General features: G+C 72.2%; 21 protein-coding genes and 1 tRNA gene. 8 read left to right on the top strand and 14 right to left on the bottom strand.

The genetic code is table 11. The annotated features are described in order from the left end of the window. Window positions 1-334: 334 nt before the first annotated feature. Window positions 335-1,642 carry a sensor histidine kinase gene (locus tag IF88_RS0137405; RefSeq protein WP_037808501.1) on the bottom strand — a complete coding sequence of 436 codons (1,308 nt, stop codon included), beginning with the start codon at window positions 1,640-1,642 and terminating at the stop codon, window positions 335-337. A 160-nt stretch (window positions 1,643-1,802) separates the two neighbouring features. Between IF88_RS0137405 and IF88_RS0137400 the strand changes: the two genes are divergently transcribed. The 5 genes from IF88_RS0137400 (at window position 1,803) to pth (ending at window position 6,045) form a co-directional block, all read left to right on the top strand. Further along, window positions 1,803-1,874 (top strand) — tRNA-Gln (locus IF88_RS0137400). A gap of 157 nt (window positions 1,875-2,031) precedes the next feature. Continuing rightward, window positions 2,032-3,477: a bifunctional UDP-N-acetylglucosamine diphosphorylase/glucosamine-1-phosphate N-acetyltransferase GlmU gene (glmU, locus tag IF88_RS0137395; protein WP_030723357.1), complete on the top strand. Its 1,446-nt coding sequence runs from the start codon at window positions 2,032-2,034 to the stop codon at window positions 3,475-3,477. A 133-nt stretch (window positions 3,478-3,610) separates the two neighbouring features. Then, entirely contained in the window at window positions 3,611-4,588 is a 978-nt protein-coding gene (locus tag IF88_RS0137390; protein ID WP_030723354.1) for a ribose-phosphate diphosphokinase, read from the top strand. Between the two features lie 182 nt (window positions 4,589-4,770). Then, window positions 4,771-5,355: a 50S ribosomal protein L25/general stress protein Ctc gene (locus IF88_RS0137385; protein ID WP_030723351.1), complete on the top strand. Its 585-nt coding sequence runs from the start codon at window positions 4,771-4,773 to the stop codon at window positions 5,353-5,355. Window positions 5,356-5,454: 99 nt separating this feature from the next. Further along, window positions 5,455-6,045 (top strand): aminoacyl-tRNA hydrolase, encoded by a 591-nt coding sequence (gene pth, locus IF88_RS0137380; RefSeq protein WP_030723349.1) that lies wholly within the window; start codon window positions 5,455-5,457, stop codon window positions 6,043-6,045. 63 nt (window positions 6,046-6,108) lie between these two features. Here the strand turns inward: pth and ppc are convergent, their stop codons facing one another. Beyond that, window positions 6,109-8,871 carry a phosphoenolpyruvate carboxylase gene (gene ppc, locus IF88_RS0137375; protein ID WP_030723346.1) on the bottom strand — a complete coding sequence of 921 codons (2,763 nt, stop codon included), beginning with the start codon at window positions 8,869-8,871 and terminating at the stop codon, window positions 6,109-6,111. 348 nt (window positions 8,872-9,219) lie between these two features. Between ppc and IF88_RS0137370 the strand changes: the two genes are divergently transcribed. Beyond that, on the top strand, window positions 9,220-10,200 hold the full coding sequence (locus IF88_RS0137370) for an acyl-CoA desaturase (RefSeq protein WP_030723344.1): 981 nt from the start codon (window positions 9,220-9,222) through the stop codon (window positions 10,198-10,200). Further along, a complete protein-coding gene (locus IF88_RS0137365; RefSeq protein WP_030723342.1) occupies window positions 10,200-10,871 on the top strand; it encodes a TetR/AcrR family transcriptional regulator in 672 nt (223 codons plus the stop codon). Before IF88_RS0137370 ends, IF88_RS0137365 begins: the two co-directional genes overlap by 1 nt. Window positions 10,872-10,944: 73 nt before the next feature. On the opposite strand, the gene IF88_RS0137360 is transcribed toward IF88_RS0137365, so the two are convergent. Both IF88_RS0137360 and IF88_RS0137355 read right to left on the bottom strand, forming a co-directional pair. Continuing rightward, window positions 10,945-11,337, bottom strand: coding sequence for a VOC family protein (locus IF88_RS0137360; protein WP_030723341.1), 393 nt, complete (start codon window positions 11,335-11,337; stop codon window positions 10,945-10,947). A gap of 2 nt (window positions 11,338-11,339) precedes the next feature. Then, window positions 11,340-12,197, bottom strand: a complete 858-nt coding sequence (locus IF88_RS0137355) for a trans-aconitate 2-methyltransferase (RefSeq protein WP_030723338.1) — start codon at window positions 12,195-12,197, stop codon at window positions 11,340-11,342. A 161-nt stretch (window positions 12,198-12,358) separates the two neighbouring features. Between IF88_RS0137355 and IF88_RS0137350 the strand changes: the two genes are divergently transcribed. Further along, window positions 12,359-12,856 (top strand): MarR family winged helix-turn-helix transcriptional regulator, encoded by a 498-nt coding sequence (locus IF88_RS0137350; RefSeq protein ID WP_030386194.1) that lies wholly within the window; start codon window positions 12,359-12,361, stop codon window positions 12,854-12,856. Here the strand turns inward: IF88_RS0137350 and IF88_RS0137345 are convergent. The 10 genes from IF88_RS0137345 to IF88_RS0137300 all read right to left on the bottom strand — a co-directional run. After that, on the bottom strand, window positions 12,815-13,582 hold the full coding sequence (locus IF88_RS0137345) for a LuxR C-terminal-related transcriptional regulator (RefSeq protein WP_030723335.1): 768 nt from the start codon (window positions 13,580-13,582) through the stop codon (window positions 12,815-12,817). The two genes, IF88_RS0137350 and IF88_RS0137345, sit on opposite strands and share 42 nt — an antisense overlap. A 480-nt stretch (window positions 13,583-14,062) precedes the next feature. Then, window positions 14,063-15,022 (bottom strand): UDP-glucose 4-epimerase GalE, encoded by a 960-nt coding sequence (gene galE / locus IF88_RS0137340; RefSeq protein ID WP_030723333.1) that lies wholly within the window; start codon window positions 15,020-15,022, stop codon window positions 14,063-14,065. 47 nt (window positions 15,023-15,069) lie between these two features. Continuing rightward, a complete protein-coding gene (locus IF88_RS0137335) occupies window positions 15,070-15,792 on the bottom strand; it encodes a response regulator transcription factor (RefSeq protein ID WP_030723331.1) in 723 nt (240 codons plus the stop codon). A gap of 148 nt (window positions 15,793-15,940) precedes the next feature. After that, window positions 15,941-17,671, bottom strand: a complete 1,731-nt coding sequence (locus IF88_RS0137330) for a PQQ-binding-like beta-propeller repeat protein (protein ID WP_030723329.1) — start codon at window positions 17,669-17,671, stop codon at window positions 15,941-15,943. Window positions 17,672-17,714: 43 nt separating this feature from the next. After that, entirely contained in the window at window positions 17,715-19,367 is a 1,653-nt protein-coding gene (locus tag IF88_RS0137325) for a PQQ-binding-like beta-propeller repeat protein (RefSeq protein ID WP_030723326.1), read from the bottom strand. A gap of 155 nt (window positions 19,368-19,522) precedes the next feature. Then, window positions 19,523-21,331 carry an ABC-F family ATP-binding cassette domain-containing protein gene (locus IF88_RS0137320; RefSeq protein WP_030723323.1) on the bottom strand — a complete coding sequence of 603 codons (1,809 nt, stop codon included), beginning with the start codon at window positions 21,329-21,331 and terminating at the stop codon, window positions 19,523-19,525. Window positions 21,332-21,384: 53 nt separating this feature from the next. Beyond that, a complete protein-coding gene (locus tag IF88_RS0137315) occupies window positions 21,385-22,731 on the bottom strand; it encodes an acyltransferase family protein (RefSeq protein WP_030723321.1) in 1,347 nt (448 codons plus the stop codon). A gap of 149 nt (window positions 22,732-22,880) precedes the next feature. Next, entirely contained in the window at window positions 22,881-23,792 is a 912-nt protein-coding gene (locus tag IF88_RS0137310) for a 4-(cytidine 5'-diphospho)-2-C-methyl-D-erythritol kinase (protein WP_030723319.1), read from the bottom strand. Continuing rightward, window positions 23,789-24,709, bottom strand: coding sequence for a 16S rRNA (adenine(1518)-N(6)/adenine(1519)-N(6))-dimethyltransferase RsmA (gene rsmA / locus IF88_RS0137305; RefSeq protein ID WP_030723317.1), 921 nt, complete (start codon window positions 24,707-24,709; stop codon window positions 23,789-23,791). Before rsmA ends, IF88_RS0137310 begins: the two co-directional genes overlap by 4 nt. 477 nt (window positions 24,710-25,186) lie before the next feature. Continuing rightward, window positions 25,187-26,397 (bottom strand): resuscitation-promoting factor (locus IF88_RS0137300; protein ID WP_107050722.1); only part of this gene is annotated, 1,211 nt, incomplete at its 5' end.

The raw sequence follows: 26,397 nt of genomic DNA, 5'->3' as shown, positions 1-26,397 counted from the left end.
GGGCCTCCTCGGGCCCGGAACGTGTCGGGGGGGCGGAGAGCGCAGCCTCGTTGTGTTCGGCCCCCTGCGGGGATCCCCCCGGCACAACCGGCCCCCACCCGACCCCGCCCAAGCGGCGCAGCCAACCCGCAGCCGACCCCCGCAAAAGCAACGCCAAACCCAGCCCCGCCGGCGTTTGAGGCGCGGGGGCCCGGGGGCAGCGCCCCCGCAACGGCGCCGCACCGGACTCCGCTCACCGGCACACCGGCCCCCCGCCAAAGCCCGCGCCCAGCGGGACCGGCACACCCGCCACCCGCCACCCGCCACCGCCAAGGCCCGCGCCCCGCGCCCACCGCTAGCGGACCGGCAGCACCGCCGACACCCTGAAGCCGCCCGCGTCCGTCGGCCCGGACACGAAGACCCCGCCCAGCCCGAGCACTCGCTCCCGCATCCCGACCAGCCCGTTCCCCCCGCTCGGCAGTCCGACCCCGTCCGCCTTCCCCTCGCACGGCCCGTTCTCCACCTGCATCGCCACCTCCCCGTCCCGATGTGCGAGCCGCACCACGACCCGCGCCCCCGGGGCGTGCTTGTGGCAATTGGTCAGCGCCTCCTGCACCACGCGGTACGCCGTCTGCTCGACCTCCGCCGCGTACCCCGCGCCCGCCCCCTCGCCCTGCACGAGCATCTCCACGACCATCCCGGCCGCCCGGGACTGCCCGACCAGCACCTCCAGCTCGTCGAGCGAGGGCCCTTCCTCGGCACCCCCGACGAGCGCGACCGGAGCCATCGGCACGGCGACCACCGCGGCCGCGCCCGGCCCGCCCGGCCCGCCCGACCCCCCGGAGCCCACCACAGCCGGCTTGGGCGCAGCCCTCAGCACGCCGAGCATCTCCCTCAGTTCCGTCAGCGCCTGGCGCCCCATGTCACCCACCAGCGCGGCGTTCTTCGCCGCCCGCGCCGGGTCCTTGACCGCCACCGCCTCCAGCGCGGCCGCGTGCACCACCATCAGCGACACCCGGTGCGCGACCACGTCGTGCATCTCCCGCGCGATGCGGGTCCGCTCCTCCGTACGGGCCCACTCGGCCCGTTCCTCCGCCCGGTCCGCCAGCAGCGACAGCTCCCGCTCCAGCGAGTCCGCCCGCTCCTGCAGGCTCTCCATCAACCGCCGCCGGGCCCCGATGTAGAGCCCGAGCAGCAAGGGCGGCACGGTCAGCGCCACCGCGACGAAGCCTGAGAGCGCTACCACGAGCTTCGGATCGGCCTCCACGTCCCCACGGGTCTGGAGGTACATCACCACGAAGGTCGCCACCAGCGACATCGAGGCCAGGGTGGCGATGATCCGCCGGGGCACCTCGGAGGAGGCGAGCGAGTACATCCCCACCACCGAGAGCAGGAACCCCATCGCGGCCGGCGCGACGGCGATGCCCACGAGCACCACGGCGATCGGCCGGCGCCGCCGCAGCACGAGCGTGGCCCCCACCACGAACCCGAACGCCACCCCGACCGCGGTCGGCAGACCCGCCTCACGGGCGAAGGTGACGCCCTCCCACGCGCACTCCACGGCCGACACCCCGGCGAGCGTCACGTCCGTTACGGCATCCCGTCGCCGCGCCCACCACAACGGCGGCCCAGCGCGGCCTTCCCATTCCCCCGTACTGGTCATGCCGTCCAGCGTACGGGCGGCCTCCGCGGCGGCCCCGGCAATTCCCCGCCTGCGAAACGGCGGACACGAGTACCGTCGCATTGAGGCCGGGTGGTACGGCATAGTAGGGACGGCCAGCTTGATCGGTTCGCGAAACTGTCCGATTCGGCCTGATTTACCATCCCCTGTGGTGTAATTGGCAGCACTGAGGCTTTTGGTGCCTTATGTTCGGGTTCGAGTCCTGACAGGGGAGCTGCACAGCCCCTCGGGTCCTGACCATCGGTCGGGACCCGCCATCACTTCGGCTCCTTTACCCGCCATCATTTCGGCTCCTTTACCCGCCCTCGTTTCGGCTCCTTTGCACCCCGGTATCCTTCACGGGTCCACCCCCGAAGCCGAAGGGCATCCCCGTGAGCGCCAACCGCCCGGCAGCCGTCGTCGTACTCGCAGCGGGTGAAGGCACCCGCATGAAGTCGGCCACTCCCAAGGTCCTGCACGAGATCTGCGGGCGCTCGCTCGTCGGTCACGTCGTCGCCGCCTCCCGTGAGCTGGACCCCGCCCACCTCGTCGTGGTCGTCGGGCACGCCCGGGAGCAGGTCACCGCGCACCTGACCGCCATCGACGCCGGCGTCCGCACCGCCGTCCAGTACGAGCAGAACGGCACCGGGCACGCCGTCCGCATGGCCCTCGAAGAGCTCGGCGGCCCGGTCGACGGGACGGTCATCGTGGTCTGCGGCGACACCCCGCTGCTGACCGGCGAGACGCTGGCGCGGCTGGCGGCGACGCACGAGGCCGACGGCAACGCCGTCACCGTGCTGACCGCCGAGGTACCGGACTCCACCGGCTACGGGCGGATCGTCCGGGACGCGGGCGGCGCCGTGACGGCCATCGTCGAACACAAGGACGCCACCGACGCCGAGCGGGCGATCCGTGAGATCAACTCCGGCGTCTTCGCCTTCGACGGCGGCCTGCTCGCCGACGCGCTCGGCAAGGTCCGTACCGACAACAGCCAGGGCGAGGAGTACCTCACCGACGTCCTCGGCATCCTGCGCGAGGCCGGGCACCGCGTCGGCGCGGCCGTCGGCAGCGACCACCGCCAGATCCTCGGGATCAACAACCGCGTCCAGCTGGCCGAGGCCCGCGCGCTGCTGAACGCGCGCCTGCTGGAGCAGGCCATGCTCGCGGGCGTGACGGTCGTCGACCCGGCGAGCACCTTCGTGGACGTGACCGTCACCTTCGGGCAGGACGCGCTCGTGCACCCCGGCACCCAGCTCCTGGGCACCACGCACATCGCGGAGGGCGCCGAGGTCGGCCCCAACACCCGGCTGAAGGACACCACCGTGGGCGCGGGCGCCCGGGTGGACAACACGGTCGCGGAGAGTGCGGTCGTGGGCCCGCAGGCGTCCGTGGGGCCGTTCGCGTACCTGCGTCCGGGCACGAACCTCGGCGCGAAGGCCAAGGCCGGCACGTACGTCGAGATGAAGAACGCGACGATCGGCGAGGGCACCAAGGTGCCCCACCTGTCCTACGTGGGCGACGCGACGATCGGCGAGTACACGAACATCGGCGCGGCGAGCGTCTTCGTGAACTACGACGGTGAGCACAAGCACCACACCACCGTCGGATCACACTGCAAGACGGGCTCGGACAACATGTTTGTGGCTCCCGTCACCATCGGGGACGGCGCCTACACGGCGGCCGGATCCGTGATCACCAAGGATGTGCCGCCCGGTGCGCTGGCCGTGGCCCGCGGCCAGCAGCGGAATATCGAGGGCTGGGTGGCCCGCAAGCGTCCGGGAAGCGCGGCCGCCACGGCGGCGCAGTCGGCGGCCTCGGAGGATTCCGGGCGCCACTGAGGTGAACTGACCGGAAACAGGTGCGCCCGCGACGGCGTACCGTGATAGGTGCACGCAATTCGGCTGGCTCACCGTGTGCGGGACGGACGCACATGGGGGCGAGCAGCTTCAACACGTCTGAGGAGACAGTGCTGTGACCGGGATCAAGACGACCGGCGAGAAGAAGCTGATGCTCTTCTCCGGCCGCGCCCACCCCGAGCTGGCCGAGGAGGTCGCGCACCAGCTGGGAGTCGGCCTCGTGCCGACCAAGGCTTTCGACTTCGCGAACGGTGAGATCTACGTTCGCTTCCAGGAGTCGGCTCGCGGCGCGGACTGCTTCCTGATCCAGAGCCACACGGCTCCGATCAACAAGTGGATCATGGAACAGCTGATCATGATCGACGCGCTGAAGCGCGCGTCGGCGCGCTCCATCACCGTGATCATCCCGTCCTACGGGTACGCCCGCCAGGACAAGAAGCACAAGGGCCGCGAGCCGATCTCGGCCCGCCTGGTCGCCGACCTGCTGAAGACCTCGGGTGCGGACCGCATCCTCACGGTCGACCTGCACACGGACCAGATCCAGGGCTTCTTCGACGGCCCGGTGGACCACCTGTCGGCCCTGAACGTCCTCGCGGACTACGTGGGCGCCAAGGTGGACCGCACCAAGCTCACGATCGTCTCCCCGGACGCCGGCCGCGTGCGCGTCGCCGACCGCTGGTGCGACCGCCTGGACGCGCCGCTGGCCATCGTGCACAAGCGCCGCGACAAGGACGTCGCCAACCAGGTGACCGTCCACGAGGTCGTCGGTGAGGTCAAGGGCCGTGTCTGCGTCCTGGTCGACGACATGATCGACACCGGTGGCACCATCTGCGCCGCGGCCGACGCGCTGTTCGCGCACGGCGCCGAGGACGTCATCGTGACGGCCACCCACGGCATCCTGTCGGGCCCGGCGGCCGACCGCCTGAAGAACTCCAAGGTCAGCGAGTTCGTGTTCACGAACACCCTGCCGGACCCGTCCGACCTGGAGCTCGACAAGATCACGGTGCTGTCGATCGCCCCGATGATCGCGCGCGCGGTGCGCGAGGTCTTCGAGGACGGTTCGGTCACCAGCCTCTTCGAGGAGCAGCAGTAACCGCTCCGCGGTAGATCCTTTTTGGTACGGCCTCCCTTGCCGGGTACACTCCATGAGTTGCTCGGCGAGGGAGGCCGTACCTGTTTCCGGTACGGACGCTCCGTTATCGACGCGCTCTTCGTAGCAGGCCGTTCCGGCCGGGTGACTGTCGTCCTTTTTCCGTCACCCCACGAGGAGTGAGCATGTCCGAGGTCAAGCTTTCCGCCAAGGTCCGCACCGCGTTCGGCAAGGGCTCTGCCCGTCAGGCCCGTCGTGACGCCCTGACCCCCGCCGTCATCTACGGCCACGGCACCGACCCGAAGCACGTCAACGTCGACGCCCACGCCCTGCAGCTGGCGCTCCGCACCCCGAACGTCCTGATCTCCCTGGACATCGCTGGCGAGGGCACCGAGCTGGTCATCCCGAAGGCCGTGCAGAAGCACCCGCTGAAGCGCTCGGTCTCCCACGTCGACTTCCTGATCGTCAAGAAGGGCGAGACGGTCACCGTCGACGTCGCGATCGTCACCGAGGGCGAGCTGGCCGCCGGCGGCAACATGCTGGAGACCCTCCAGAACACGATCTCCGTCGAGGCCGAGGCCACCCACATCCCGACCGAGGTCACCGTCTCCATCGCGGGCCTCGAGGCCGGCGCGACCATCCACGCCAAGGACCTGGTCCTCCCGGCGGGCACCACCCTGGCCGTCGACGGCGACATCGCCGTCCTGCAGGTCGTGGCCCCGCAGGCCGAGGAGCCGGCCGCCGAGGCCGCCGAGGGCACCGAGGCCTGAGCCTCGCCTTCCCCCCTCAGCAGTTGCTGACCGACCGCCGTCCGGCTCCACTGGAGCGGGACGGCGGTCGTCTTCGTTCAAGGCCTTAAGGAGCTTTTGATGTCGGACGACGCGGCACCCTGGCTGATCGTCGGCCTCGGCAACCCCGGACCGGAGTACGCGGGCAACCGCCACAACATCGGCTTCATGGTGGCCGACCTGCTGGCGGAGCGGATCGGCGGGAAGTTCAAGGCGCACAAGGCCCGGGCCCAGGTGGTCGAGGGCCGCATCGGCGCGCCGGGACCGGCGAACCGCCGGGTGGTGCTGGCGAAGCCGATGACGTACATGAACCTCTCCGGCGGCCCGGTGACGGCCCTGCGCGACTTCTACAAGGTGCCGCTGGACCGGATCGTCGCGATCCACGACGAGCTGGACATCGACTACCCGACGCTGCGCCTGAAGCTGGGCGGCGGGGACAACGGCCACAACGGTCTGAAGTCGATGACGAAGTCGATGGGCCCGGACTACCACCGGGTCCGCTGCGGCATCGGCCGGCCGCCGGGCCGGATGCAGGTCGCGGACTTCGTGCTGAAGGACTTCTCGTCCACGGAGCGCAAGGAGCTGGACTGGTTCGTGGACCGAACCGCCGACTCGGTGGAGTGCCTGGTCCAGGAGGGCCTGGAGCGCGCGCAGTCCACGTACAACTCCTGACGGACATGAGGGAGCCCCCGCACCGGCCGGTGCGGGGGCTCCGTCATGTCCGGCTCCGGGGGCTCAGCCGGTGTTGCGCAGGCCCGCGGCCACGCCGTTGACGGTGAGCAGCAGGGCGCGGGCGAGGAGCGGGTCGGCCTCCTCGCCGCGGGCGGCGGCCGCGCGCTGCCGGGCCAGGAGGGAGACCTGGAGGTAGGAGATGGGGTCGAGGTAGGCGTCGCGGACGGCGAAGGTCTGCTGGAGGACCGGGTTGGAGTCCAGGAGGCGGCTGCCGCCGGTGATGCGCAGGACCTCGTTGACGGTGAGCTCGTGCTCGGCCTCGATGCGGGTGAAGACGTGCTTCAGGTGGTCGGGCACGAGGGTGTCGACGTAGTGGCGGGCGATCCGCAGGTCGGTCTTGGCCAGCGTCATCTCGACGTTGGACAGGAAGTTGCGGAAGAAGTGCCAGCGCTCGCCCATCTCGGTGAGGGCGTCCTGCTGTCCGGCCTCGCGCAGCGCCTTGAGGCCGGAGCCGACCCCGTACCAGCCGGGGACGATCTGGCGGGACTGGGTCCAGCCGAAGACCCACGGGATGGCGCGCAGGCCGTCGAGGCCGGCGCCCGAGTCGGGGCGGCGCGAGGGCCGCGAGCCCAGGTGGAGGTCGGCGAGCTGGTCGACGGGGGTCGCCGCGAAGAAGTACGCCGGCAGGTCCGGGTCCTCGACGAGCGCGCGGTACGCGGCGTGGGCGGCGTCGGAGACGACGTCCATGGCCGCGTCCCAGCGGGCGAGGGCCTCGTCGGACTGGCGGGGCGCGGTGTGCAGGGCGGAGGCCTGCAGGGTGGCCGCGACGGTCAGTTCGAGGTTCTCGCGGGCCAGCGACGGGACGAGGTACTTGTCGGAGATGACCTCGCCCTGCTCGGTGACCTTGATCTCGCCTTCGAGGGTGCCCCAGGGCTGGGCGAGGATCGCGTCGTGCGAGGGGCCGCCGCCGCGGCCGACGGTGCCGCCGCGGCCGTGGAAGAGGCGCAGGCGCACCCCGTAGCGGTGGGCCACGTCGCGCAGCCGCCGCTGGGCGCGGTGGATCTCCCACTGGCTGGTGGTGATGCCGCCGAACTTGCTGGAGTCGGAGTAGCCGAGCATGACCTCCTGGACGTCGCCGCGCAGGGAGACGAGGCGCCGGTAGGAGGGGTCGGCGAGCATCGCGTCGAGGATGACGTCGGCGGCGCGCAGCTCGTCGGTGGTCTCCAGGAGCGGGACGATGCCGATCTTGGCCCAGCCGCCGTGCAGGTCGATCAGGCCGGCCTCGCGGGCGAGTACCGCGGCCGCGAAGACGTCGTCGGCGCCCTGGCACATCGAGATGATGTACGACTCGATGACCTCGGGGCCGAACTTCTCGAAGGCGTCCTTGATGGCGAGGAAGACGCCGAGGGTCTTCTGCCCGGCCGCGTCGAGGGGCGCCGGGGTGGGGGCCAGCGGGCGGCGCGAGCGCAGCTCCTTGGCGAGGAGCTTGCCGCGGTAGTCGCGGGGCATGTCGGCGTAGCGCCAGGACTCCTCGCCGAGGCGGTCGAAGAGCTGGCCGAGCGCGTGGTGGTGGGCGTCGGCGTGCTCGCGTACGTCCATGGTGGCGAGCTGGAGGCCGAAGGCGGCCAGGGTGCGGATGGTGCGGTCCATGCGGCCGTCGGCGAAGAGGGCGCCGCGGTGCTCGCGCAGGGAGGTCTGGATGAGGGTGAGGTCGGTGAGCAGCTCGGCGGTGCCGAGGTAGTCGCGGCCTTCCTCGTGCGGGGTGCCCTTGGCGAGGCGCTCGCGGGTGTTGAGGAGCTTCTGGCGGATGCAGGTGGCCTTGAGGCGGTACGGCTCCTCGGCGTTCAGCCGCTTGTAGCGCGGGCTGATCTCGGGGAGGCGTTCCAGGTCGGCCTGGAGGGAGGCGAGGAGTTCCTCGGTGGCGCCGGTGTAGCGGATGGAGTTGGACAGCAGGCCGCGCAGGAAGTCGATGAGTTCGAGTGCGTCGGTGATGCCGTGCTCGTGCTGGAGGATCAGCACGTCTCGGGTGACGTCGGGGGTGACGTTGGGGTTGCCGTCGCGGTCGCCGCCGATCCAGGTGCCGAAGGTGAGCGGGCGGGTGCCGGCGGGCAGCTCGACGCCGACGCGCTGGAGCTCGGCGGCGAGGTCCTCGAGGACGTCGCCGACGGCGCCGGCGTGCAGCTCGTCGAGGTAGTAGATCGCGTTGCGGGCCTCGTCGGCGGGCTCGGGGCGGACCACGCGCAGCTCGTCGGTCTGCCAGACGAGGTCGATGTTCTCGGCGAGCCGCAGGTCGTGGCGGCGGCGGTCGCCGGCGCCGGTGACGGGCTCCTCCAGCAGCGCGGCGATGCGGCGCAGCTTGTTGAGGACGCTGCGGCGGGCCGCCTCGGTGGGGTGCGCGGTGAAGACCGGGCGGACGTTGAGGTTCTTCACCGTCTGGCGCAGGTGTTCGGGGTCGGCGTCCTTGAGCATGTCGGCGGTACGGGCGAGGAGCCCGCCCTCGGCGGCACGGTGGGCGCGCAGTTCCTTGCCGCGGTGCACCTGCTCGGTGACGTTGGCGAGGTGGAAGTAGGTGGAGAAGGCGCGCACGAGCTTGGCGGCGGTCTCCAGGTCGGTGTCGCCGAGCAGCTCGGCGGCGGCCTCGCCGTCCGTGCGGGTGAGGGCACGCACCTTCTCGACGAGGTCGAGGAGTTCCTGGCCCTCCTGGCGTACGAGGGTCTCCCCGAGGAGGTCGCCCAGGCGGCGGATGTCCGCGCGCAGCTCCGCGTTGGCGGTGGCGGCCGGGGTGACGGGGGCCTGGCCCTGGGGGGCCTGGTCAGCACTGCTCACAGGTGCGGCTCCTTGCAGTGTTCGAGCGCTACTGGGCGGTGGGCTGCCGGCCGCGCGCTCCGATGCCCCTGCGGACTCCGTCCGGGGGATCGTCGCTCCTGATGCGCAGCTCGGGCTGCCCGTGCGGACCGCGCTGTCCGACGGGACCAGGATAGGTGTCCCGCGCGTGTGCCTGGGCAGACGTCTCATAAGGCGGCGCGTGCCCCGTCCGCGGGCGCGTTTTCGCCCCCGACGCGCTCCTCTTGCCTCGGGACCCGGCTTTGCCATACTTACGATGCCGTAGGTTACGGGTCCGTAGGGTCCGTGACCGGTGAGCCTGCCGACTCCTCTCACCCCCCAGGGGACCCCATGACCACCAGTCCCGATCTGATCGAGGATGCCTCGGCGTCCTCCGACACATCTGCGCCGTCCGCCACCCTCGGCGGCGAGAACAAGCGGTCCATCGAACAGATCGCTCTGCTGCTGTTCATCACCGTTCCCTTCCTGGCCCTGCTGGCGGCGATCCCGCTGGCATGGGGCTGGGGGGTGAGCTGGCTGGACGTGGGCCTGATGGTCTTCATGTACTTCCTGGCCTGCCACGGGATCACCATCGGTTTCCACCGCTATTTCACGCACGGTTCCTTCAAGGCGAAGCGCCCGCTGCGGATCGCCCTGGCCGTGATGGGTTCGATGGCGGTGGAGGGACCGCTGGTGCGCTGGGTGGCGGACCACCGCAAGCACCACAAGTACTCGGACCACGAGGGTGACCCGCATTCGCCGTGGCGGTTCGGCGAGACGCTGCCGGCGCTGATGAAGGGGCTGTGGTGGGCGCACATCGGCTGGCTCTTCGACGAGGAGCAGACCGATCAGCAGAAGTACGCCCCGGACCTGATCAAGGATCCGGCGATCCGGCGGATCTCGCGCGACTTCATCTTCTGGACGATGCTGTCGCTGGCGATCCCGCCGCTGGTGGGCGGTCTGGTGACGATGTCCTGGTGGGGTGCGTTCACGGCGTTCTTCTGGGGCTCGCTGGTGCGGGTCTCGCTGCTGCACCACGTGACGTGGTCGATCAACTCGATCTGCCACGCGGTGGGCAAGCGGCCGTTCAAGTCCCGGGACCGCAGCGGCAACGTGTGGTGGCTGGCGGTGCTCTCCTGCGGGGAGTCCTGGCACAACCTGCACCACGCCGACCCGACCTCGGCCAGGCACGGTGTGCTGCGCGGCCAGATCGACTCCAGCGCGCGGCTGATCCGCTGGTGCGAGCAGCTGGGCTGGGCCACGGACGTGCGCTGGCCGTCGGAGGCCCGCCTCGACGCCCGGCGCAAGGAAAACGAGCCGAAAGCGGCATGATGGGGGGCGTGGCGATCGACGGCGGTAATTCCAGCAGCGACAAGCCCCGGCGCGGCCGCCGGGTGCGGATGACGGGCGCGGAGCGGCGCCAGCAGCTGCTGGACATCGGCCGGGCACTGTTCGCCGAGAAAGGCTTCGAGGGCACGTCGGTGGAGGAGATCGCCGCGAAGGCCGGGGTGTCCAAGCCCGTGGTGTACGAGCACTTCGGGGGCAAGGAGGGGCTGTACGCGGTGGTCGTGGACCGGGAGATGCGCCAGCTGCTGGACGGGGTGACGGGGGCGTTGACGGCCGGGCATCCGCGGGAGCTGCTGGAGCAGGCCGCGTTCGCGCTGCTGGACTACATCGAGTCGTACACGGACGGGTTCCGGATCCTGGTCCGGGACTCCCCCGTGGCGCAGTCGACCGGCACCTTCGCCTCGCTGATCAGTGACATCGCCACTCAGGTCGAGGACATCCTGGGTCTGGAGTTCAAGGCACGGGGCTTCGATCCCAAGCTGGCGCCGCTGTACGCGCAGGCGCTGGTCGGGATGGTGGCGCTGACCGGGCAGTGGTGGCTGGACGTCCGCAGGCCGAAGAAGGCGGAGGTGGCCGCCCACCTGGTCAACCTGGCCTGGCACGGGCTGGACGGGCTGGAGTCGAAGCCGCAGCTGGTGGGCCGCCGCAAGAGCTGAGCGGGCCGGGAGTACGACGGCGCCCCGCCACCGAGCACTCGGTGACGGGGCGCCGTCGTGTGGTGCGGGCCGGTCAGCCGCACTCTTCCAGGGCCTGCGGTTCCAGGGCGTGCTCCTCAAGGAATTCGAGCCGGTTGCCGACGGGGTCCTCGGAGTAGAAGCGGCGGTGGCCGGGCAGGTCGTCGTCCCAGACGACCTTGGCACCCCGTTCCTCCAGTCTGTTCGCGTACGCCTCGATGCCGCTCACCCGCAGTCCGGGGTGAGCCTTGCGGGCGGGCCGGAAGTCCGCCTCGATGCCGAGGTGCAGCTGTACCGGCCCGGCGGCGAACCAGCAGCCCCCGCGCGCGGCGAGGACGGGCGGTTTGGGGATCTCGGTCATGCCGAGGACGTCGGTGTAGAAGGCGCGGAGCCGGTCCTCCGAGTCCGGTGGCGCGGCGAGTTGGACGTGGTCGACGGCGGTGAGCACGGTCAGGACTCCTTGCGGGCGACGGCGAAGATCCGGCGGAACGGGAAAACGGTGCCGCGGGGCCCTGTCGGGTAGGCCACGCGCAGCCGGTCGCGGTATTCGGCGAGGAAGGCGTCCACGGCTTCGCGGTCGTCGCCGAGGGCGGTGAGGACGGGCCGCAGGGCGGTGCCCTTGACCCAGTCGAGAACGGGGTCGGGGCCGTGGAGCAGTTGGTGGTAGGTGGTCTCCCAGACGTCGGCGGCGCAGCCGAGCGCGGTGAACCGGGCAAGGTATTCGGCAGGTTCCAGGAGATGGATGTAGCGGGCGCCGTGGCCGGCGAGCCGGGCCCGCCAGCGCGGGGTGTCGCACAGTTCGGCGAGCAGGGCGTGGCTGGGGGCGGTGAAGTTGCCGGGGATCTGGAAGGCGAAGGTGCCGCCGGGGCGCAGGCCGTTGATCCAGGCGCCGAAGGAGCCGGCGTGGCCGGGGACCCACTGCAGGGCGGCGTTGGAGACGATCAGGTCATAGGGCTCCTCGGGGAGCCAGCCGGCGAGGTCGCCGTGGCGGAAGTCGAGGCTGCCGCCGCCGGTGGTGGGGCCGGCGTGCTCCTGGGTGGCGCGGTGGAGCATCTCCGGGGAGAGGTCGAAGCCGGTGATGCGGGCGCCGGGCCAGCGGTCGGCGAGGAGCGCGGTGACATTGCCGGGGCCGCAGCCGAGATCGGCGATGCGGGCGGGCCGGTTGGGGAGCTCGGGTATACGGGTGAGGAGGTCCAGGAAGGGCCGTGTGCGATGGCCTGCGTGCCGGAGGTACTGCTGGGGATCCCAAGTGGGAGCGGAGGGCGCTGTGGACGTGGGGGTCCCCGAGTGCGCGGTATCGGAATACATGTTCGAGCCTCCCTGCTGGCGGGGCGGTCGGAAGCGGAATCTGTCCCGGCCCCCTCCATGCCCCATGCTCGCGGGATTTATATCTCGACGTCAAGATGCTCGCTATCAAGATACTCGGTATGAAGAGACTTCACATCGACAGACCCCTTACACTGATCGGCATGGAGGACGAGGTCGACCGACTGGTGGCGGCATGGCGGCGGGAGCGCCCTGACCTCGACGTGGAACCGCTCGAGGTACTGAGCCGCGTCAGCAGGCTCGCGCGCCACCTCGACCGCGCCCGCCGGCTGGCCTTCTCCGAGCACGGCCTGGAGCCGTGGGAGTTCGACGTCCTGACGTCCCTGCGCCGGGCCGGCGCGCCCTACCAGCTCTCCCCCGGCCAGCTCCTGACCCAGACCCTGGTCACCTCCGGCACCATGACCAACCGCATCGACCGGCTCGCCAAGAAGGGCCTCGTCGAGCGGCTCCCGGACCCCAGCGACCGCCGCGGGGTCCTGGTGCGGCTCACCCCCGAGGGCCGGGACCGTGCGGACCAGGCCCTCGCCGGGCTGCTGGCGCAGGAGCGGGCGATCCTGGCCCAGCTCTCGCAGAACCAGCGCGGTGATCTCGCCGGGCTGCTACGCCAGTTGACCGCTCCGTTCGACAACATCCCCGGCTAGGTCGGCCGGTCGTACGCCGGCCCGCCGGGCCAGCGCCACCGCCGCCAGCGTGGAGTGCACGCCGAGCTTGCCCAGCACGTTCTGCATGTGCGTGCGGACGGTGTGCGGGGACAGGAACAGGCGCGCGGCGACGTCCTTGCGGCCCAGCCCCGCCACCATGCAGCGCAGCACCTCGTGTTCGCGCGGGGTGAGCGACTCCACGAGCCGTTCGCTGTCCGTGCGGTGCTTGCGCGCCGCGGTCAACTCCCGGAGCACTCCGGTCAGCAGCGCGGGCGGCAGGTGGGTCTCCTCGCGCAGCACCCCTCGGATGACGGCCAGCAGCCGCGAGAGCGAGCAGTCCTTCGCCACCCAGCCCGAGGCCCCGGCCTGCAGCGCGTGCGCGGCCCGGCGGGGGTCGTCGCGCTCGGCGAGCACGACCGTACGGACCCCGGGGTGGGTCACCCGCACCCCGGCGACCAGCGCGATCCCGTCCGAGCCGGGCGGCGGTGGCCCCGAGCCCGGCTCCCGCTGGGCGGGCAAGGCCCCGGCGACCGCGCCGAGATCGGCGTCGACCAGCAGGACGTCGAAACGGCGGCCCTCGGCCGCCGCGCGTTCGAGGCAGCGCAGGGCGGCGGGGCCGCTGCCGGCCGCGGACACGTCCACGTCCGGCTCGGCCGCGAGCGCGGCTGCGAGCGATTCGGCGAAGATGCGGTGATCGTCGACGACGAGAACCCGGATACGAACCACAAAACCCCCAAGGGTAGGGGAACGGACGACGGCGGGTACGGCGCCCGGACCGGGTGGTCCGCAGCTGCCCCGGCCGCCGCCGTGACACCTCTGCACTACCCCGGACCGGACGTCGTACCCGACTTGTCTCGACCCCTGAATCAACACCGGCCCCCACCGGTGTCTCGCATCAGCGTAGGGCCCGGTGCCGCTCGCGGTTGGCCGAATAGCAGAAGTTTTCCCTGCGATTTTCCGGCGCAGGCGTTCTGAACCCCCTTCGGGGTGGCTTGAAATCACCTGTACCACCGGTCCGGATGGCAGCTTCCGTACCGGCGCGTGCCACGGGCAGTTGCACGGTGGGCCATTCACCCGGCGTGTGCACGCCGGGCGCCCGCGCACAGCGCCCGGCGGCAGCGTACGGCCCCCACGCACACGCCCCCCGCACCGGACAGGGTGCGGGGGGCGCGCAGGACAGCGGTGTTCCGGGGGGATACCCGTGGGTCAGGCGGTGTGCGTGCGCGCGAAGTTCCACGCGTCCGTGATGATGCCGGTCAGGTCCGAGCGGCTCGGGGTCCAGCCGAGGCGCTCGTGCGCCGTGCGGGCGGAGGCGACCAGCATCGCGGGGTCGCCGGCCCGGCGCGGGGCGACGACCTCGGGGATCTCCCGGCCGGTGACCTTGCGGACCGTCTCGACGACCTCGCGGACCGAGAACCCGCTGCCGTTGCCCAGGTTGCAGATCAGGTGCTCCCCATCGGCGGCGACCCGCAGGGCGGCCAGGTGGGCCTCCGCCAGGTCGGCGACGTGGATGTAGTCGCGCACGCAGGTGCCGTCCGGGGTCGGGTAGTCCTCGCCGAACACGGAGATCGACTCTCGCTCGCCCAGCGCGACCTGGAGGACCAGCGGGATCAGGTGCGTCTCGGGCGTGTGCCGCTCGCCGAACTCCCCGTAGGCCCCGGCCACGTTGAAGTAGCGCAGGGACACCGCGGCCAGGCCGTGCGCCACGCACTCCCCCGCGATCATGTGGTCGACGGCCAGCTTCGAGGCGCCGTACGGGTTGGTCGGCGCGGTCACCGAGGCCTCGGTGAGCAGGCCCTCCGTCGGCTCCCCGTAGGTCGCGGCGGTGGAGGAGAACACCAGCTTGCGCACGCCCGCCTCGCGCATCGCACCCAGCAGGGCGAGCGTGCCGCCGACGTTGTTCTCCCAGTACTTGCCCGGGTTCACCACGGACTCGCCGACCTGCGAGGAGGCCGCGAAGTGCAGCACCGCCTCGTAGGAGGAGTCCAGGTGGCGGGCGGCGTCCTGGATGCGGCCCTCGATGAACGCGGCGCCCGCCGGGACGCCGACGCGGAAGCCGGTGCTGAGGTCGTCGAGGACGGTGACCTCGTGGCCGGCCTCCAGGAGGTGGGCCGCGACCACGCTGCCGACGTATCCGGCGCCACCGGTTACCAGGTACTTGCTCACTCGCCTACTGCCTCTCGCGGGGGAGCACGCGCGGGAGGCTGCGCGTGCTAGGACACTGGCTTACCCGATTCGACGCCCGCGGGGAAATCGGCGGCGGACGGCCGCACCGGCAGCGCCCGGTCCAGCAGGCCGGTACGGGCGGCCAGCGCGGCCGCCTCCAGCCGCGATCCCACACCCAGCTTCATCAGCACCCGCTGCACGTGCGTACGGGCGGTGCTCGGGGCGATCTCCATGCCCGCGGCGATCAGCCGGGTGTCCTCGCCCTCGGCGACCCGCACCAGCACCTCCACCTCGCGCGGGGTGAGCAGCCGCAGCAGTCGGCTGCCCTCGTCGTCGGGCTGGGCGGCCGGGTTCAGGAGCTCCGCGAAGGCCCCCTGCAACAGCTGCGGGGCGATCGCCACCTCGCCCGCCCGCGCCTTGGCCAGCGCCCGCTCCACGCCCTCGATGCGCTCGTCGTGGCGTACGTACCCGGAGGCTCCGGCGGCGAAGGCGGCCGCGATCCCGCGCGGGCTCGGCACCGGGCCGAGGACGACGACGGCGATCTGCGGGCGCTCCCGCTTGATGCGGGCCACGGGCTCGAAGACCCCGGCCTCGGCGGGGCTCGCCGTCCCGAACAGGCACACCTCGGGGGCGCGTCCGATGACCAGCTCGGCGGCGCCCGCGGCCGGTGCCGCCGCCGCCAGGACCCGGTGGCCGCGCAGTTTCAGGGCAGAGGCCAGCGCCTCGGCCAGCAGCCGGTGCTCGTCGACCACCACGACCCGTACGCCCATTGCGGAACCCACCCCCCACCCTTCTGCCCCGGCAAGCTACACGCTTGTTCGACGGTGCGCGGGGGTTACCGCGCAGAAGCCCCCGGAAGGCGGACCTTCCGGGGGCTCCCGGGGCGTGCGGCGGCTCGCCGCCCGGCGTGCGGGCGGATCAGCTCGCGGTGAAGGAGGTGAAGATGAACTCCGGGTCGGACGTGGCGGAGTACGGCTTCTTGACCGAGGTGCGGGCGAGGAACAGCTTGCCGTTGTGGTAGCGGTACTCGTGGTACTCGGGCGAGTAGGCCGTCTCGATGCGCTGGGTCGTCTTGTCCGACGGGTTCTCCATCAGGACGGTTTCCTTCATCGTCTTGCCGTCGATGCTGACGACCTGGCCGCCCTTGTCGTACGGGGGCTCCTTGTAGGCGATGACGTTCGACCCGTCCATGCGCAGCGGGTACAGCTTGTACCGCTCGCCCGCGTCGGCGCGGTCGGTGGTCTGCTTGCCGGTCTCCAGGTCGAAGGAGAGCAGCTCGTTGGTCTTGCCGTAGGCGTCCTTGCCCTGGTGCTCGTAGGAGGGCAGGTAGAGCTTGCCGTTGCCGACGATCATCCCGGAGCACCGCTCGACCTCGGTGTGGCACTCGCCGCCGAAGGTGCCGGAGGAGAGCGAGATGTGCGTCTTCAGCTGGCCCGCGTTGTCGATGACGAAGAGGTCGCTGACGCCGCTGGCGTTCTTGGCGGTCTTGCCGACGTCGGCGGAGACGATCAGGGGCTTGGTGGAGACGATGCCGGCGGTCTCGATGCCCGCGGAGAGCTTGTACGAGTACTGCGGCGCGCCGGTGTTCGGGTCCAGGGCCTGCGCGTACAGGGTCTGGTTGGAGCTCTGGCCGCACCTGCGGATGACGGCGAGGGCCTCGCCGCCGCCGTAGCCGACGTCGCGGCAGCCTTCGCCGTCGACCTTGGGCAGCCACAGGGACTTGCCGTCGGCGAGGCTCCAGGCGGCGCCGCCCGAGGGACCGCCGGCGGCGACCGTCTGCCCGCTGACGGTGACCTCGTAGTAGGACACGGGCTTGTCACCGCTGGTGGCGCCCTTGGCCTGGCCGGTCCAGAGGAGCTTGCCGGCGTTCAGGTCGACGACGCCGACCTCGGTGCACGCCGGGTACTTGACCTCGGGCGTGGGCTTCGTGGGCCGGAAGATCACCGCGGTCTTGTTGTCGGTGACGTGCCGGGAGGCGCCGCAGAGCTCACCGGGGAGGGGAACCTCCCACTTCTTGCCGCCGTCGACGACGTTGTAGCCGACGATCTTGTACATGTCGGACTTGACGTAGGTGGAGTCGGTCAGCCAGGACCCGGGGACCTGGACCATCTCGTCCGGCGTCGGGCTCGGCTGGTTGACCAGCACCTTCGACTTGACGTTGGAGGGCACCTTCTCGCTGCCGCCCGCACCGGGCTGGGACTTGTCGTCCCCCGGCTTGGCGGGACCGCTGTCCGCGGTGTCCTTCTTGCCGTCGCCGGAGGCGTACCAGAGGCCGCCGCCGACGATGAGGACGATGGCCAGCAGGGCCGCGCCGACGATCATCAGCTGGGTGCGCTTGTCGTTGCCGCCGCCGGCCGGGCCCTGGGCGGTGGGCGCCGGGGCGCCGGGGGCGCCGTAGGGCGGCGGGGTGCCCGGGGCGCCGAACGGCGGCGGGGTGCCGGGCTGCTGCGGGTAGCCGTAGCCGGGGCCGGTCTGCGGGTACCCGTACGCGGGCGGCGCGGCCGGCTGCTGCGCGGGCGCGGGCGGTCCGGCCGGCGGGGCGGGGGGTCCGGCGGGCGGCGTGGGTGCGCCGAATCCGCCCGGCGGAGGGTCCTGCGGCGCGCCGAAGCCGCCGGACGGCGGCTGGCTGGGGGGCGGCGGGGTACTCATGGGTTGCTCTTGCCTCTCACTGGGCTGCTCGTTGGACGCGTTGTCACTTGCCGAAGACCATCAGGAGCTTCTCGTCCGTGCCCTTGGCCTGCAGCCGGGACGTGGAGATGAAGAACCGCCCGTCCACGTAGTCGAGCTTCGGGGTGCGGAAGGAGCTCTCGATCGGCGCGGCGGGGCCCGACGGGTGGCGCAGGAGTGCGGTGGGGGTGCCGCCGCCGGCCGGGATGGAGATGACCTCGCCGCCCTGTTCTTCCTCGGCCTTGCGGTAGGCGATCAGCTGCCCGTTGGCGGCCTTGAGCGGGGTGAGGCTGCGCTTGTCGCCGGCCGGGGTGCGCCACTTGACCTTGCCGGTGGCCAGGTCGAAGGCGACGATCTCGTTGGCCTTGCCGGCCTCCGCCGCGGTGGGCAGGTAGAGGGTGCCGGCGTCGACGACGGCCGAGGGGCAGGTCGTCAGGGCCCGGAAGAGGCCGGTGTCGCCGCAGCCGACGGCGAAGCTGCCCTCTCCGGCGAGCGTGGCGGTCTGCTTCCCGTCGGGTCCCAGGACCACGATGGAGCGCTGCTTGGCCTCCTCGTTGCCGATGTCGAGGACGAGCGGGTCCACCGAGTAGATGCTGGTGACCTTGTACTTCTTGGGGAGCCGGAAGGCCCAGGCCTTCTGGCCGGTGACGGGGTCGACCCCGTGGACCTCGGCGCTGGCGTCCTCGTCGCTGCAGGTGGCGAGGGCGATCATCTTGCCGTTGCCGGCTTCGTAGCCGTCGGGCTTGCAGCCGGTGCCCAGGGCGCTGCCGAAGAGCTTGTCACCGTTGCTGATCTTGAAGGCGCTGGCGGTGCCGCCGCGGCTGACGGCGACGGTGTCGCCGGTCATGGCCAGGGTGGGGCTGGTGAAGATGTCGAAGAGCCCTTCCTTGGGCACCTCCTTCGACCAGACCTCCTTGCCGGTCTTGAGGTCGACCACGCGCATCTGGGTGCAGGAGGAGTTCTCCCCCTCCCCGTCGCGGTACATGACGACCGTCTTGCCCTCGGCGGTGGTGTCGCGGGCGACGGAGCAGATCGCGGCAGGGAAGGCGAGCGTCCACTTCTCCTTGCCGTCGGTGACCGCATAGCCGTTGAGGGACTTCCAGACGCTCTTGACGACGGTGTCGCCGACGACCCACTGGGCCGCGGATTCGACGCCCATGCCGGGACCGTCGACCTTCGCGGTCTTGAACCAGAGGACCTTGTCCTCGCCCTGCTTGCGGCCGGAGTTGAGGTCCGGCCCCTGGCCGCCGGCGCCGGTGCCGTTGCCGTCGCCCTTGTCCACGGAAGGCGAGCCGGAGGGCTTGGCGTCGGTGGACTCCTGCGCGACGGGCGGCTTCGGGTCCTCGTCGGACCCGGAGAAGCCGACGTAGCCGACGACGGCCACGGCGAGGACGGCCGCGGCGGCCGAGGCGGCGATCAGTACGGTCCGCTTCCTCTTCGGCGGCATGCCGGGGCCGCCCGGGGCACCGGGCGCACCGGGCATCCCGGGCGGCGGCGGGTAGCCGTAACCCGGCGGCTGCTGCTGGACGGTGGGCGGCTGCTGCGCGTACGGGGCCTGCCGCGCGTACGGGTTCTCGCCCTGCGCCGGGTAGCCGTACCCCTGCTGCGGCGGGCCGGGCAGGTGACCGTAACCGGAGGGAGTCGGTGGCTGGTTCGGCGGCTGGGGCGGCTCGGTCATCAGCGCACGCTTTCGGCTTCGGCGGGTCGGGGAGGATGACCTTTCTATCACTGACGGCCTTCGAACACCGGGCCGGTCCGCCCCCTGTTCCCAAGGGAGGACCGGCCCGTGACGCCGTCGTTATCCCGCCAGTCGGCCCGGCGGGGTGAGGGGATCTAGGCCTCCTCGGCCAGCTCCAGCCAGCGCATCTCCAAATCGTCGCGGTCCGCGAGCAGTTCGCGCAGCTCCGCGTCGAGCTTGGCCACCTTGTCGTAGTCCGTGGAGTTCTCGGCGATCTGGGCGTGCAGGTTGCCCTCGCGGTCGGCGAGCTTGTTCAGCTGCCGCTCGATCTTCTGGAGCTCCTTCTTCGCGGCGCGGGAGTCCACCGAGGCGGCGGTCTTCGCCGCCGCGGCGGCGGTGGCCGGGACGGCTGCCGGGGCGGCCGCCTCGATCATCCTCCGGCGGCGTTCCAGGTACTCGTCCAGGCCGCGCGGCAGCATGCGCAGGCTCGCGTCGCCGAGCAGCGCCATCACCGTGTCGGTGGTGCGCTCGATGAAGAACCGGTCGTGGGAGATCACGATCATCGAGCCGGGCCAGCCGTCGAGGAGGTCCTCCAGCTGGGTCAGGGTCTCGATGTCGAGGTCGTTGGTGGGCTCGTCGAGGAAGAGGACGTTGGGCTCGTCCATCAGCAGGCGCAGGATCTGCAGCCGGCGCCGCTCACCACCGGAGAGGTCGCCGACCGGCGTCCACTGCTTCTCCTTGGTGAAGCCGAACTGCTCGCACAGCTGGCCCGCCGTCATCTCGCGGCCCTTGCCGAGGTCGACGCGGTCGCGGACGCGCTGCACGGCCTCCAGGACCCGCAGGGACGGGTCGAGTTCGCCGACCTCCTGCGAGAGGTAAGCCAGCTTGACGGTCTTGCCGACGGTGATCTTCCCGGCGGCGGGCTGGACGTCGCCCTGGGTGCGGGCGGCCTCGGCCAGGGCGCGCAGCAGGGAGGTCTTGCCGGCGCCGTTGACGCCGACGAGGCCCACGCGGTCGCCGGGGCCCAGGTGCCAGGTGAGGTGCTTGAGCAGTTCCTTGGGGCCGGCGTGCACGCTGACGTCCTCGAGGTCGAAGACCGTCTTGCCGAGGCGTGCGTTGGCGAACCGCATCAGCTCGCTGGTGTCGCGCGGCGGCGGCACGTCGGCGATCAGCTCGTTGGCGGCCTCGATGCGGTAGCGGGGCTTGGAGGTCCGGGCGGGAGCGCCGCGGCGCAGCCAGGCCAGCTCCTTGCGCATCAGGTTCTGCCGCTTGGACTCCTCGGTGGCGGCGATGCGGTCGCGCTCGGCGCGGGCGAAGACGTAGTCGCTGTAGCCGCCCTCGTACTCGTGCACGGACCCGCGCTGCACGTCCCACATGCGGGTGCAGACCTGGTCGAGGAACCAGCGGTCGTGGGTGACGCAGACGAGCGCGGAGCGGCGCTCCTGGAGGTGCTGGGCCAGCCAGGAGATGCCCTCGACGTCGAGGTGGTTGGTGGGCTCGTCGAGGATCAGCAGGTCCTGGTCGGCGATGAGCAGCTTGGCGAGGGCGATGCGGCGGCGCTCGCCGCCGGAGAGCGGGCCGATGACGGTGTCGAGGCCCTGGCCGAAGCCGGGCAGGTCGAGGCCGCCGAAGAGTCCGTTGAGCACGTCGCGGATCTTGGCGTTGCCGGCCCACTCGTGGTCGGCCATGTCCCGGATGATCTCGTGCCGGATGGTGGCCTTGGGATCGAGGGAGTCGTGCTGGGTGAGGACGCCCATGCGCAGACCACCGGACTGGGTGACCCGGCCGGTGTCGGGCTCCTCCAGCTTGGCGAGCATGCGGATGAGGGTGGTCTTGCCGTCGCCGTTGCGGCCGACGACGCCGATCCGGTCCCCCTCGGACACGCCGAGGGAGATGCTGTCCAGCAGGGTACGTGTGCCGTACACCTTGCTGACTGCCTCGACATTGACCAGATTGACGGCCATCAGACGCGCTCCAGGTGGGGTACCCCCGGACGGACTCTGGGGGAGGGTGTGGATCAGCCCCCCAGCCTAACGCTCCGCGCCGGGGCTGACCGTTCCACGAGCAGGGCGCCCGCGAGGGCCATCCCGATGGCGACCGGAGCGGTGACCGGAAAGGCGATCAGGGTGGCGCTGTGGCCGTCGAGCAGACCGCCGAGTCCGGTCATGGAAAGGCCCAGGATGCCGAGCAGGCACAGGGTGATGCCGAGGGCGGCGACGAGGCCGGCGGCGCCGCCCGCCGCGGCGGTGCGTGACTCGGCGGGGGCGGCCGGGGCCGCCTCGAAGCGGCGGAACAGCGCGACGAAGCCGGCCGTCAGGGCGCTCGCGGCCAGGATCCGTACGGGGACCTGCGCCCACCAGGCGGCGCCGGCCGGGGCCGGCAGGTCCGGGCCGAGGGCGAGCTGGGCCCCGTACACACCGAGCATGGCGGTGAGGTGCCACAGGAAGGCGGTCATGGCGACGCCGTTGGCGGCGACCACCCCGCGCCAGACCCGGGGCCGGTCCAGCCAGGCGCCGGCGGGCCGGGCGAGCAGCTGGACGGCGCCCACGAGCCACATGGCGTGCGCGAGCAGGGCGAGGGTGGGCGGCGCCATGTTGGACACCTTCTCGCCGGGCATCCCCACCATGGACAGCGGGTACGGGCCGTACGCCACCAGGAGGACGGCCCCGGCCAGACCCGCGGCGGCGAGGAGCGCGGACCGGCGGATCCGGCCGTCGGCGCGCAGGAAGCCGAGCTGGTGGACGGCGAGCCAGACGAGGGCGAAGTTCAGGAACTCGACGTAGGGCACGCCGAACGCGAAGCGCAGTACGTCGACCAGCGCGGCCGACCCGGCCAGCGCGGCGAAGGCGGCCCAGCCGTGGCGCTCGTGCAGCTTCAGCAGGGGCGGGGTGAAGGCGACCATCGCCAGGTAGATGCCGATGAACCACAGGGGCTGGGTGACCATCCGCAGCGCGGCCCCGGTCAGCCGGCCGCCGCCGTACCCGGCGAGCTGCACGGCGAGCGCGGCGGCGGCCCACACCAGGACGAAGACGAGGGTCGGGCGCAACAGCCGCCGGAGCCGGGCCCGGAGGAAGGCGGCGTAGACGGAGGCCGCGGGGTCGCTGCGGCGGGCCAGGGAGCGGTAGGACAGCGCGTGCGAGAACCCGCCGACGAAGAAGAACACCGGCATGACCTGCAGCCCCCAGGTGAGCACCTGGAGACCGGGCACGAGGGCGAGCAGGTTCCCTATCCCGTCACCACTGACGGCGGCCATCAGCCAGTGCCCGCCGATGACGGTGCCGAGCGAGGCGACGCGCAACAGGTCGACGTACCTGTCCCGGCCGGGTGGGGTGGCGAGGGCGAGGTCGCGTGCGCTGGCTGTCATGGGTCTACGGTCGCCTGCGGCGCGCGGGCTGCGACAGGGCGCGGGTACTCAACTCCCCCTAGGTACCGGGGCTCCGCCCCGGTACCTCAGCCCCTCCGGCATTTGAGGAGCGGGGTCTAAGGCAGAGCCCCAGCGGCCGGCCCGCGGGGTCAGGACGGCAGGACCGTGGCGCCCGGGGCCGGGCTGGACGCCACGCGAGTGGCACGGCAGGTGCCGGACGCCTCCAAGGCCGCGGCCACCTTCTCGGCCGACTCCTGGTCCGCGACCAGGAACGCCGTCGTCGGGCCCGAGCCCGAGACCAGCGCGGCCAGCGCACCGCCCTCCACGCCCGCGGCCAGCGTCCGCGCCAACTGCGGCCGAAGGGAAAGCGCCGCCGTCTGCAGGTCGTTGCCCAGCGCAGCGCCCAGCGCCTCCGCGTCCCCCGAGGCCAGGGCGGCCAGCAGCGCCGGGGAGGCTTCGGGGGCCGGGACCACCACGTCGGCGGTGAGCCGGTCGAACTCGCGGAACACCGCCGGGGTGGACAGCCCCCCGTCGGCCACCGCGAACACCCAGTGGAACGCCCCCGCGTCCACCGGGGTCAGCAACTCACCGCGGCCCGTGCCGAGCGCGGCCCCGCCGACGAGGCTGAAGGGGACGTCGCTGCCGAGCTCCGCGCAGATGTCGAGGAGTTCGGCGCGCGGGGTGTCCAGGCCCCACAGGGTGTCGCAGGCCAGCAGGGCCGCCGCACCGTCCGCGCTGCCGCCCGCCATGCCGCCCGCCACCGGAATGTTCTTCGCGATGTGGAGGTGGACGGCGGGCTCGATACCGTGCCGGGCCGCGAGGATCCGGGCCGCCCGCGCCGCGAGGTTGGTGCGGTCCAGCGGGACCTGGTCGGCGTCGGGGCCCTCGCAGGTCACCGTCAGCGTGTCGGCCGGGGTGGCCGTGACCTCGTCGAACAGGGACACGGCGAGGAAGACGTTGGCCAGGTCGTGGAAGCCGTCGGGCCGGGCCGCGCCCACCGCCAGCTGGACGTTGACCTTCGCGGGGACCCGTACGGTCACGCCCGTCGTGCGCGCGCTCACAGTGCGGGCCTCTCCATCGCGGGCTTGTGCTCGGCGATCGCGGCGAACTCCTCCACCGTCAGGGACTCGCCGCGTGCCTGCGGCGAGATGCCGGCGGCGACCAGCGCCGACTCGGCGCCCGCCGCCGAGCCGGCCCAGCCGGCCAGCGCGGCGCGCAGCGTCTTGCGGCGCTGCGCGAACGCGGCGTCGACGACCGCGAAGACCTCCGCCTTGGTGGCGGTGGTCTTGATCGGTTCGGTGCGCCGCACCAGCGAGACGAGACCGGAGTCGACGTTCGGGGCGGGCCAGAAGACCTTGCGGCCGATGGCGCCGGCGCGCTTGACGTGCGCGTACCAGTTGGCCTTGACGGAGGGGACCCCGTAGACCTTGTTGCCCGGCTCGGCGGCCAGCCGGTCGGCGACCTCCGCCTGCACCATCACGAGGGTCCGCTCGATGGTGGGGAAGCGGTCGAGCATGGTCAGCAGGACGGGCACGGCCACGTTGTACGGCAGGTTCGCGACGAGCGCGGTCGGCGGCGGACCGGGCAGTTCCGTGACGAGCATCGCGTCGGAGTGGACCAGCGCGAAGCGGTCCTTCTTCGCCGGCATGCGGGCCTCGATGGTGGCGGGCAGCGCGGCCGCCAGGATGTCGTCGATCTCGACGGCGACGACCCGGTCGGCGGCCTCCAGCAGCGCGAGCGTCAGCGAGCCCAGCCCCGGGCCGACCTCGACGACCACGTCGTCCGGGCGGACCTCGGCGGTCCGCACGATCCGGCGGACCGTGTTGGCGTCGATGACGAAGTTCTGCCCCTTCTGCTTCGTCGGGCGTACGCCGAGTGCGGCGGCCAGCTCCCGGATGTCGGCCGGTCCGAGGAGGGCGTCGGGCGTGCCGGGGGTACTGGAGGAGGGGTTCTCGGGCTGCTGCTCTGCGGTGCTCACCGGTAAAGCGTCTCAGATCAGCCGGGTGATCCCGAGCCGGACCGGGTGTCCGGCTCCCTGATGCGTTCCCCAGCGTCGAGGGTGGCATGGGCGTGGAGGTGGAACCCCGCACCCCGTGCCGCTCCTCGTGGCCGGTGTCGACCGGTGGGTGTGCTGATCGCCGTCACGTCCTGGTGCCGGTGAGCTGCGCGGGGCAGCCGGGCCGGTCCGTGTGAACGTGTCCCTCCGGACGCCGGCCTGCCGGCCCCGGAGGCCCGGCAGGGGAGGGTGTTCGGCGTCGCCTGGGCGCCGGACGTGCTGACTGACGCCGGGTGGGTCCGGTCGTGGACCGGTCCCGGCGGACGGTCCGTCGGGGGCGGGTGTGATGAACGCCCCCGCTTCGAGCGTGTCCGCGATCGTGGGGATGGCCATGACGCCCGCGGTGCGCTCGGTCACCCCACGGGGCCTCGCCGTCGGCGCCCGGCGTCTTCCGGCCCCCTACGACGTGAGCCTACGGCCGCAGTGGGGCCAGGGGCTCGCCCCCCGCTGCACGTAGAGCTTCTTGGCCCGGTAGGTCTGTTCCGTGCCCGAGGCGTCCTGGGGGCGGCCGCTGCCGCCGAGGTCCTGCCAGGTGCGGACGTCGAACTGGTAGAGGCCGCCGTACGTTCCCGAGGCGTCGGTGGCCGAGGGGCGGCCGCCGGACTCGCACTGGGCGAGGGCCGCCCAGTTGAGACCGTCGGCGCCGGCGACGGAGCTGGGCAGCGGTTTGGTGCCCACCTTGACGAGCTGGGTGACGGGCTCGCGGACGACCTCGTCGGCGAGGGCGCGGGGCGTCTGGCGGACCCCGTTGACCGTGCGCAGGGCGTAGGTGACCCGGCGGGCCCCGGGCCGGCCGGCGCGTTCGACGACCTCGCTGCCGGCGAACAGGTCGGGGTCGTTCACCTTCTCGGTCTCGAACGGGATGCGCTCCTCGCGGACCTCCCGGGTGCCGGTGATGCGGAGCACGGTCACGGTCTGGCCGTCGCGCGGGAACGCGGTGGGGGGTACGGAGGTGGTGTCCTGGCCCTGGAGGGTGATGCCGGCCTGGTCGAGGGCTTCCTGGACGGTGGCGGCATTGGTGCGGATGGTGCGTTCGCGGCCGTCGGCCATGAAGGTGACGCTGCGTTCGGTGCGGACGCTCAGGGCGAGGCCGGCGCGCGGGACGGGCGCGGTGCGGGGGGCGGAGAGGTAGGCGCCTTCGGCACGGATGCCGAACTGGCGCAGCGCGCCTTCGACGGTGCGGGCGGTGGTCCACACCTGGCGCTGCTGCCCGTCGAGGGTCAGGCGCAGGGGGCGGCCGTAGCGGACGACGATCTCCTCGCCGTCTTCGAGGGGTTCGCCGGGGGCGGGGGCGACGAGGTCGTGGGGGCCGACGCCGAGGCCTTCGGCCGCGAGCAGTTCCTCGACGTCGTCGGCGAAGGTGTGCAGGTTCCTCGGGACCCCGTCCACGGTGAGCCGTACGGACTTGTCGGCGGCGACGAACGCGGTCGTGCCGCCGGCGAGGAAGGCGACGACCAGGGCCTGCGGAACGATCCGCCGCCAGTTCCCGCCGGGTGCGGCGGGGGCGCTGCGGGCGGCGCGGCGGCGGCCGGTGCCGGGCGGCGGGGCCGGGGCGTCGGCGGGCGCGCCGCGGCCGCGGGCGCGCCGGCCCGTCCCCGGGACCGCCGGGG

This window comes from Streptomyces sp. NRRL F-2580 (genome assembly GCF_000720115.1).
Classification (GTDB): Bacteria; Actinomycetota; Actinomycetes; order Streptomycetales; family Streptomycetaceae; genus Streptomyces.
Note: the sequence above shows the minus strand (reverse complement) of the source record. Positions and strands in the feature narration are given on the sequence as shown.

What these genes read in the sequence shown, in the direction of transcription:
- IF88_RS0137405 (WP_037808501.1), bottom strand. Translation starts at nt 1,642, where the DNA reads ATGACCAGTACGGGGGAATGGGAAGGCCGCGCTGGGCCGCCGTTGTGG.
- IF88_RS0137385 (WP_030723351.1), top strand. Translation starts at nt 4,771, where the DNA reads ATGTCCGAGGTCAAGCTTTCCGCCAAGGTCCGCACCGCGTTCGGCAAG.
- pth (WP_030723349.1), top strand. Translation starts at nt 5,455, where the DNA reads ATGTCGGACGACGCGGCACCCTGGCTGATCGTCGGCCTCGGCAACCCC.
- IF88_RS0137370 (WP_030723344.1), top strand. Translation starts at nt 9,220, where the DNA reads ATGACCACCAGTCCCGATCTGATCGAGGATGCCTCGGCGTCCTCCGAC.
- IF88_RS0137365 (WP_030723342.1), top strand. Translation starts at nt 10,200, where the DNA reads ATGGGGGGCGTGGCGATCGACGGCGGTAATTCCAGCAGCGACAAGCCC.
- IF88_RS0137355 (WP_030723338.1), bottom strand. Translation starts at nt 12,197, where the DNA reads ATGTATTCCGATACCGCGCACTCGGGGACCCCCACGTCCACAGCGCCC.
- IF88_RS0137350 (WP_030386194.1), top strand. Translation starts at nt 12,359, where the DNA reads ATGGAGGACGAGGTCGACCGACTGGTGGCGGCATGGCGGCGGGAGCGC.
- IF88_RS0137335 (WP_030723331.1), bottom strand. Translation starts at nt 15,792, where the DNA reads ATGGGCGTACGGGTCGTGGTGGTCGACGAGCACCGGCTGCTGGCCGAG.
- IF88_RS0137330 (WP_030723329.1), bottom strand. Translation starts at nt 17,671, where the DNA reads ATGAGTACCCCGCCGCCCCCCAGCCAGCCGCCGTCCGGCGGCTTCGGC.
- IF88_RS0137325 (WP_030723326.1), bottom strand. Translation starts at nt 19,367, where the DNA reads ATGACCGAGCCGCCCCAGCCGCCGAACCAGCCACCGACTCCCTCCGGT.
- IF88_RS0137320 (WP_030723323.1), bottom strand. Translation starts at nt 21,331, where the DNA reads ATGGCCGTCAATCTGGTCAATGTCGAGGCAGTCAGCAAGGTGTACGGC.
- IF88_RS0137315 (WP_030723321.1), bottom strand. Translation starts at nt 22,731, where the DNA reads ATGACAGCCAGCGCACGCGACCTCGCCCTCGCCACCCCACCCGGCCGG.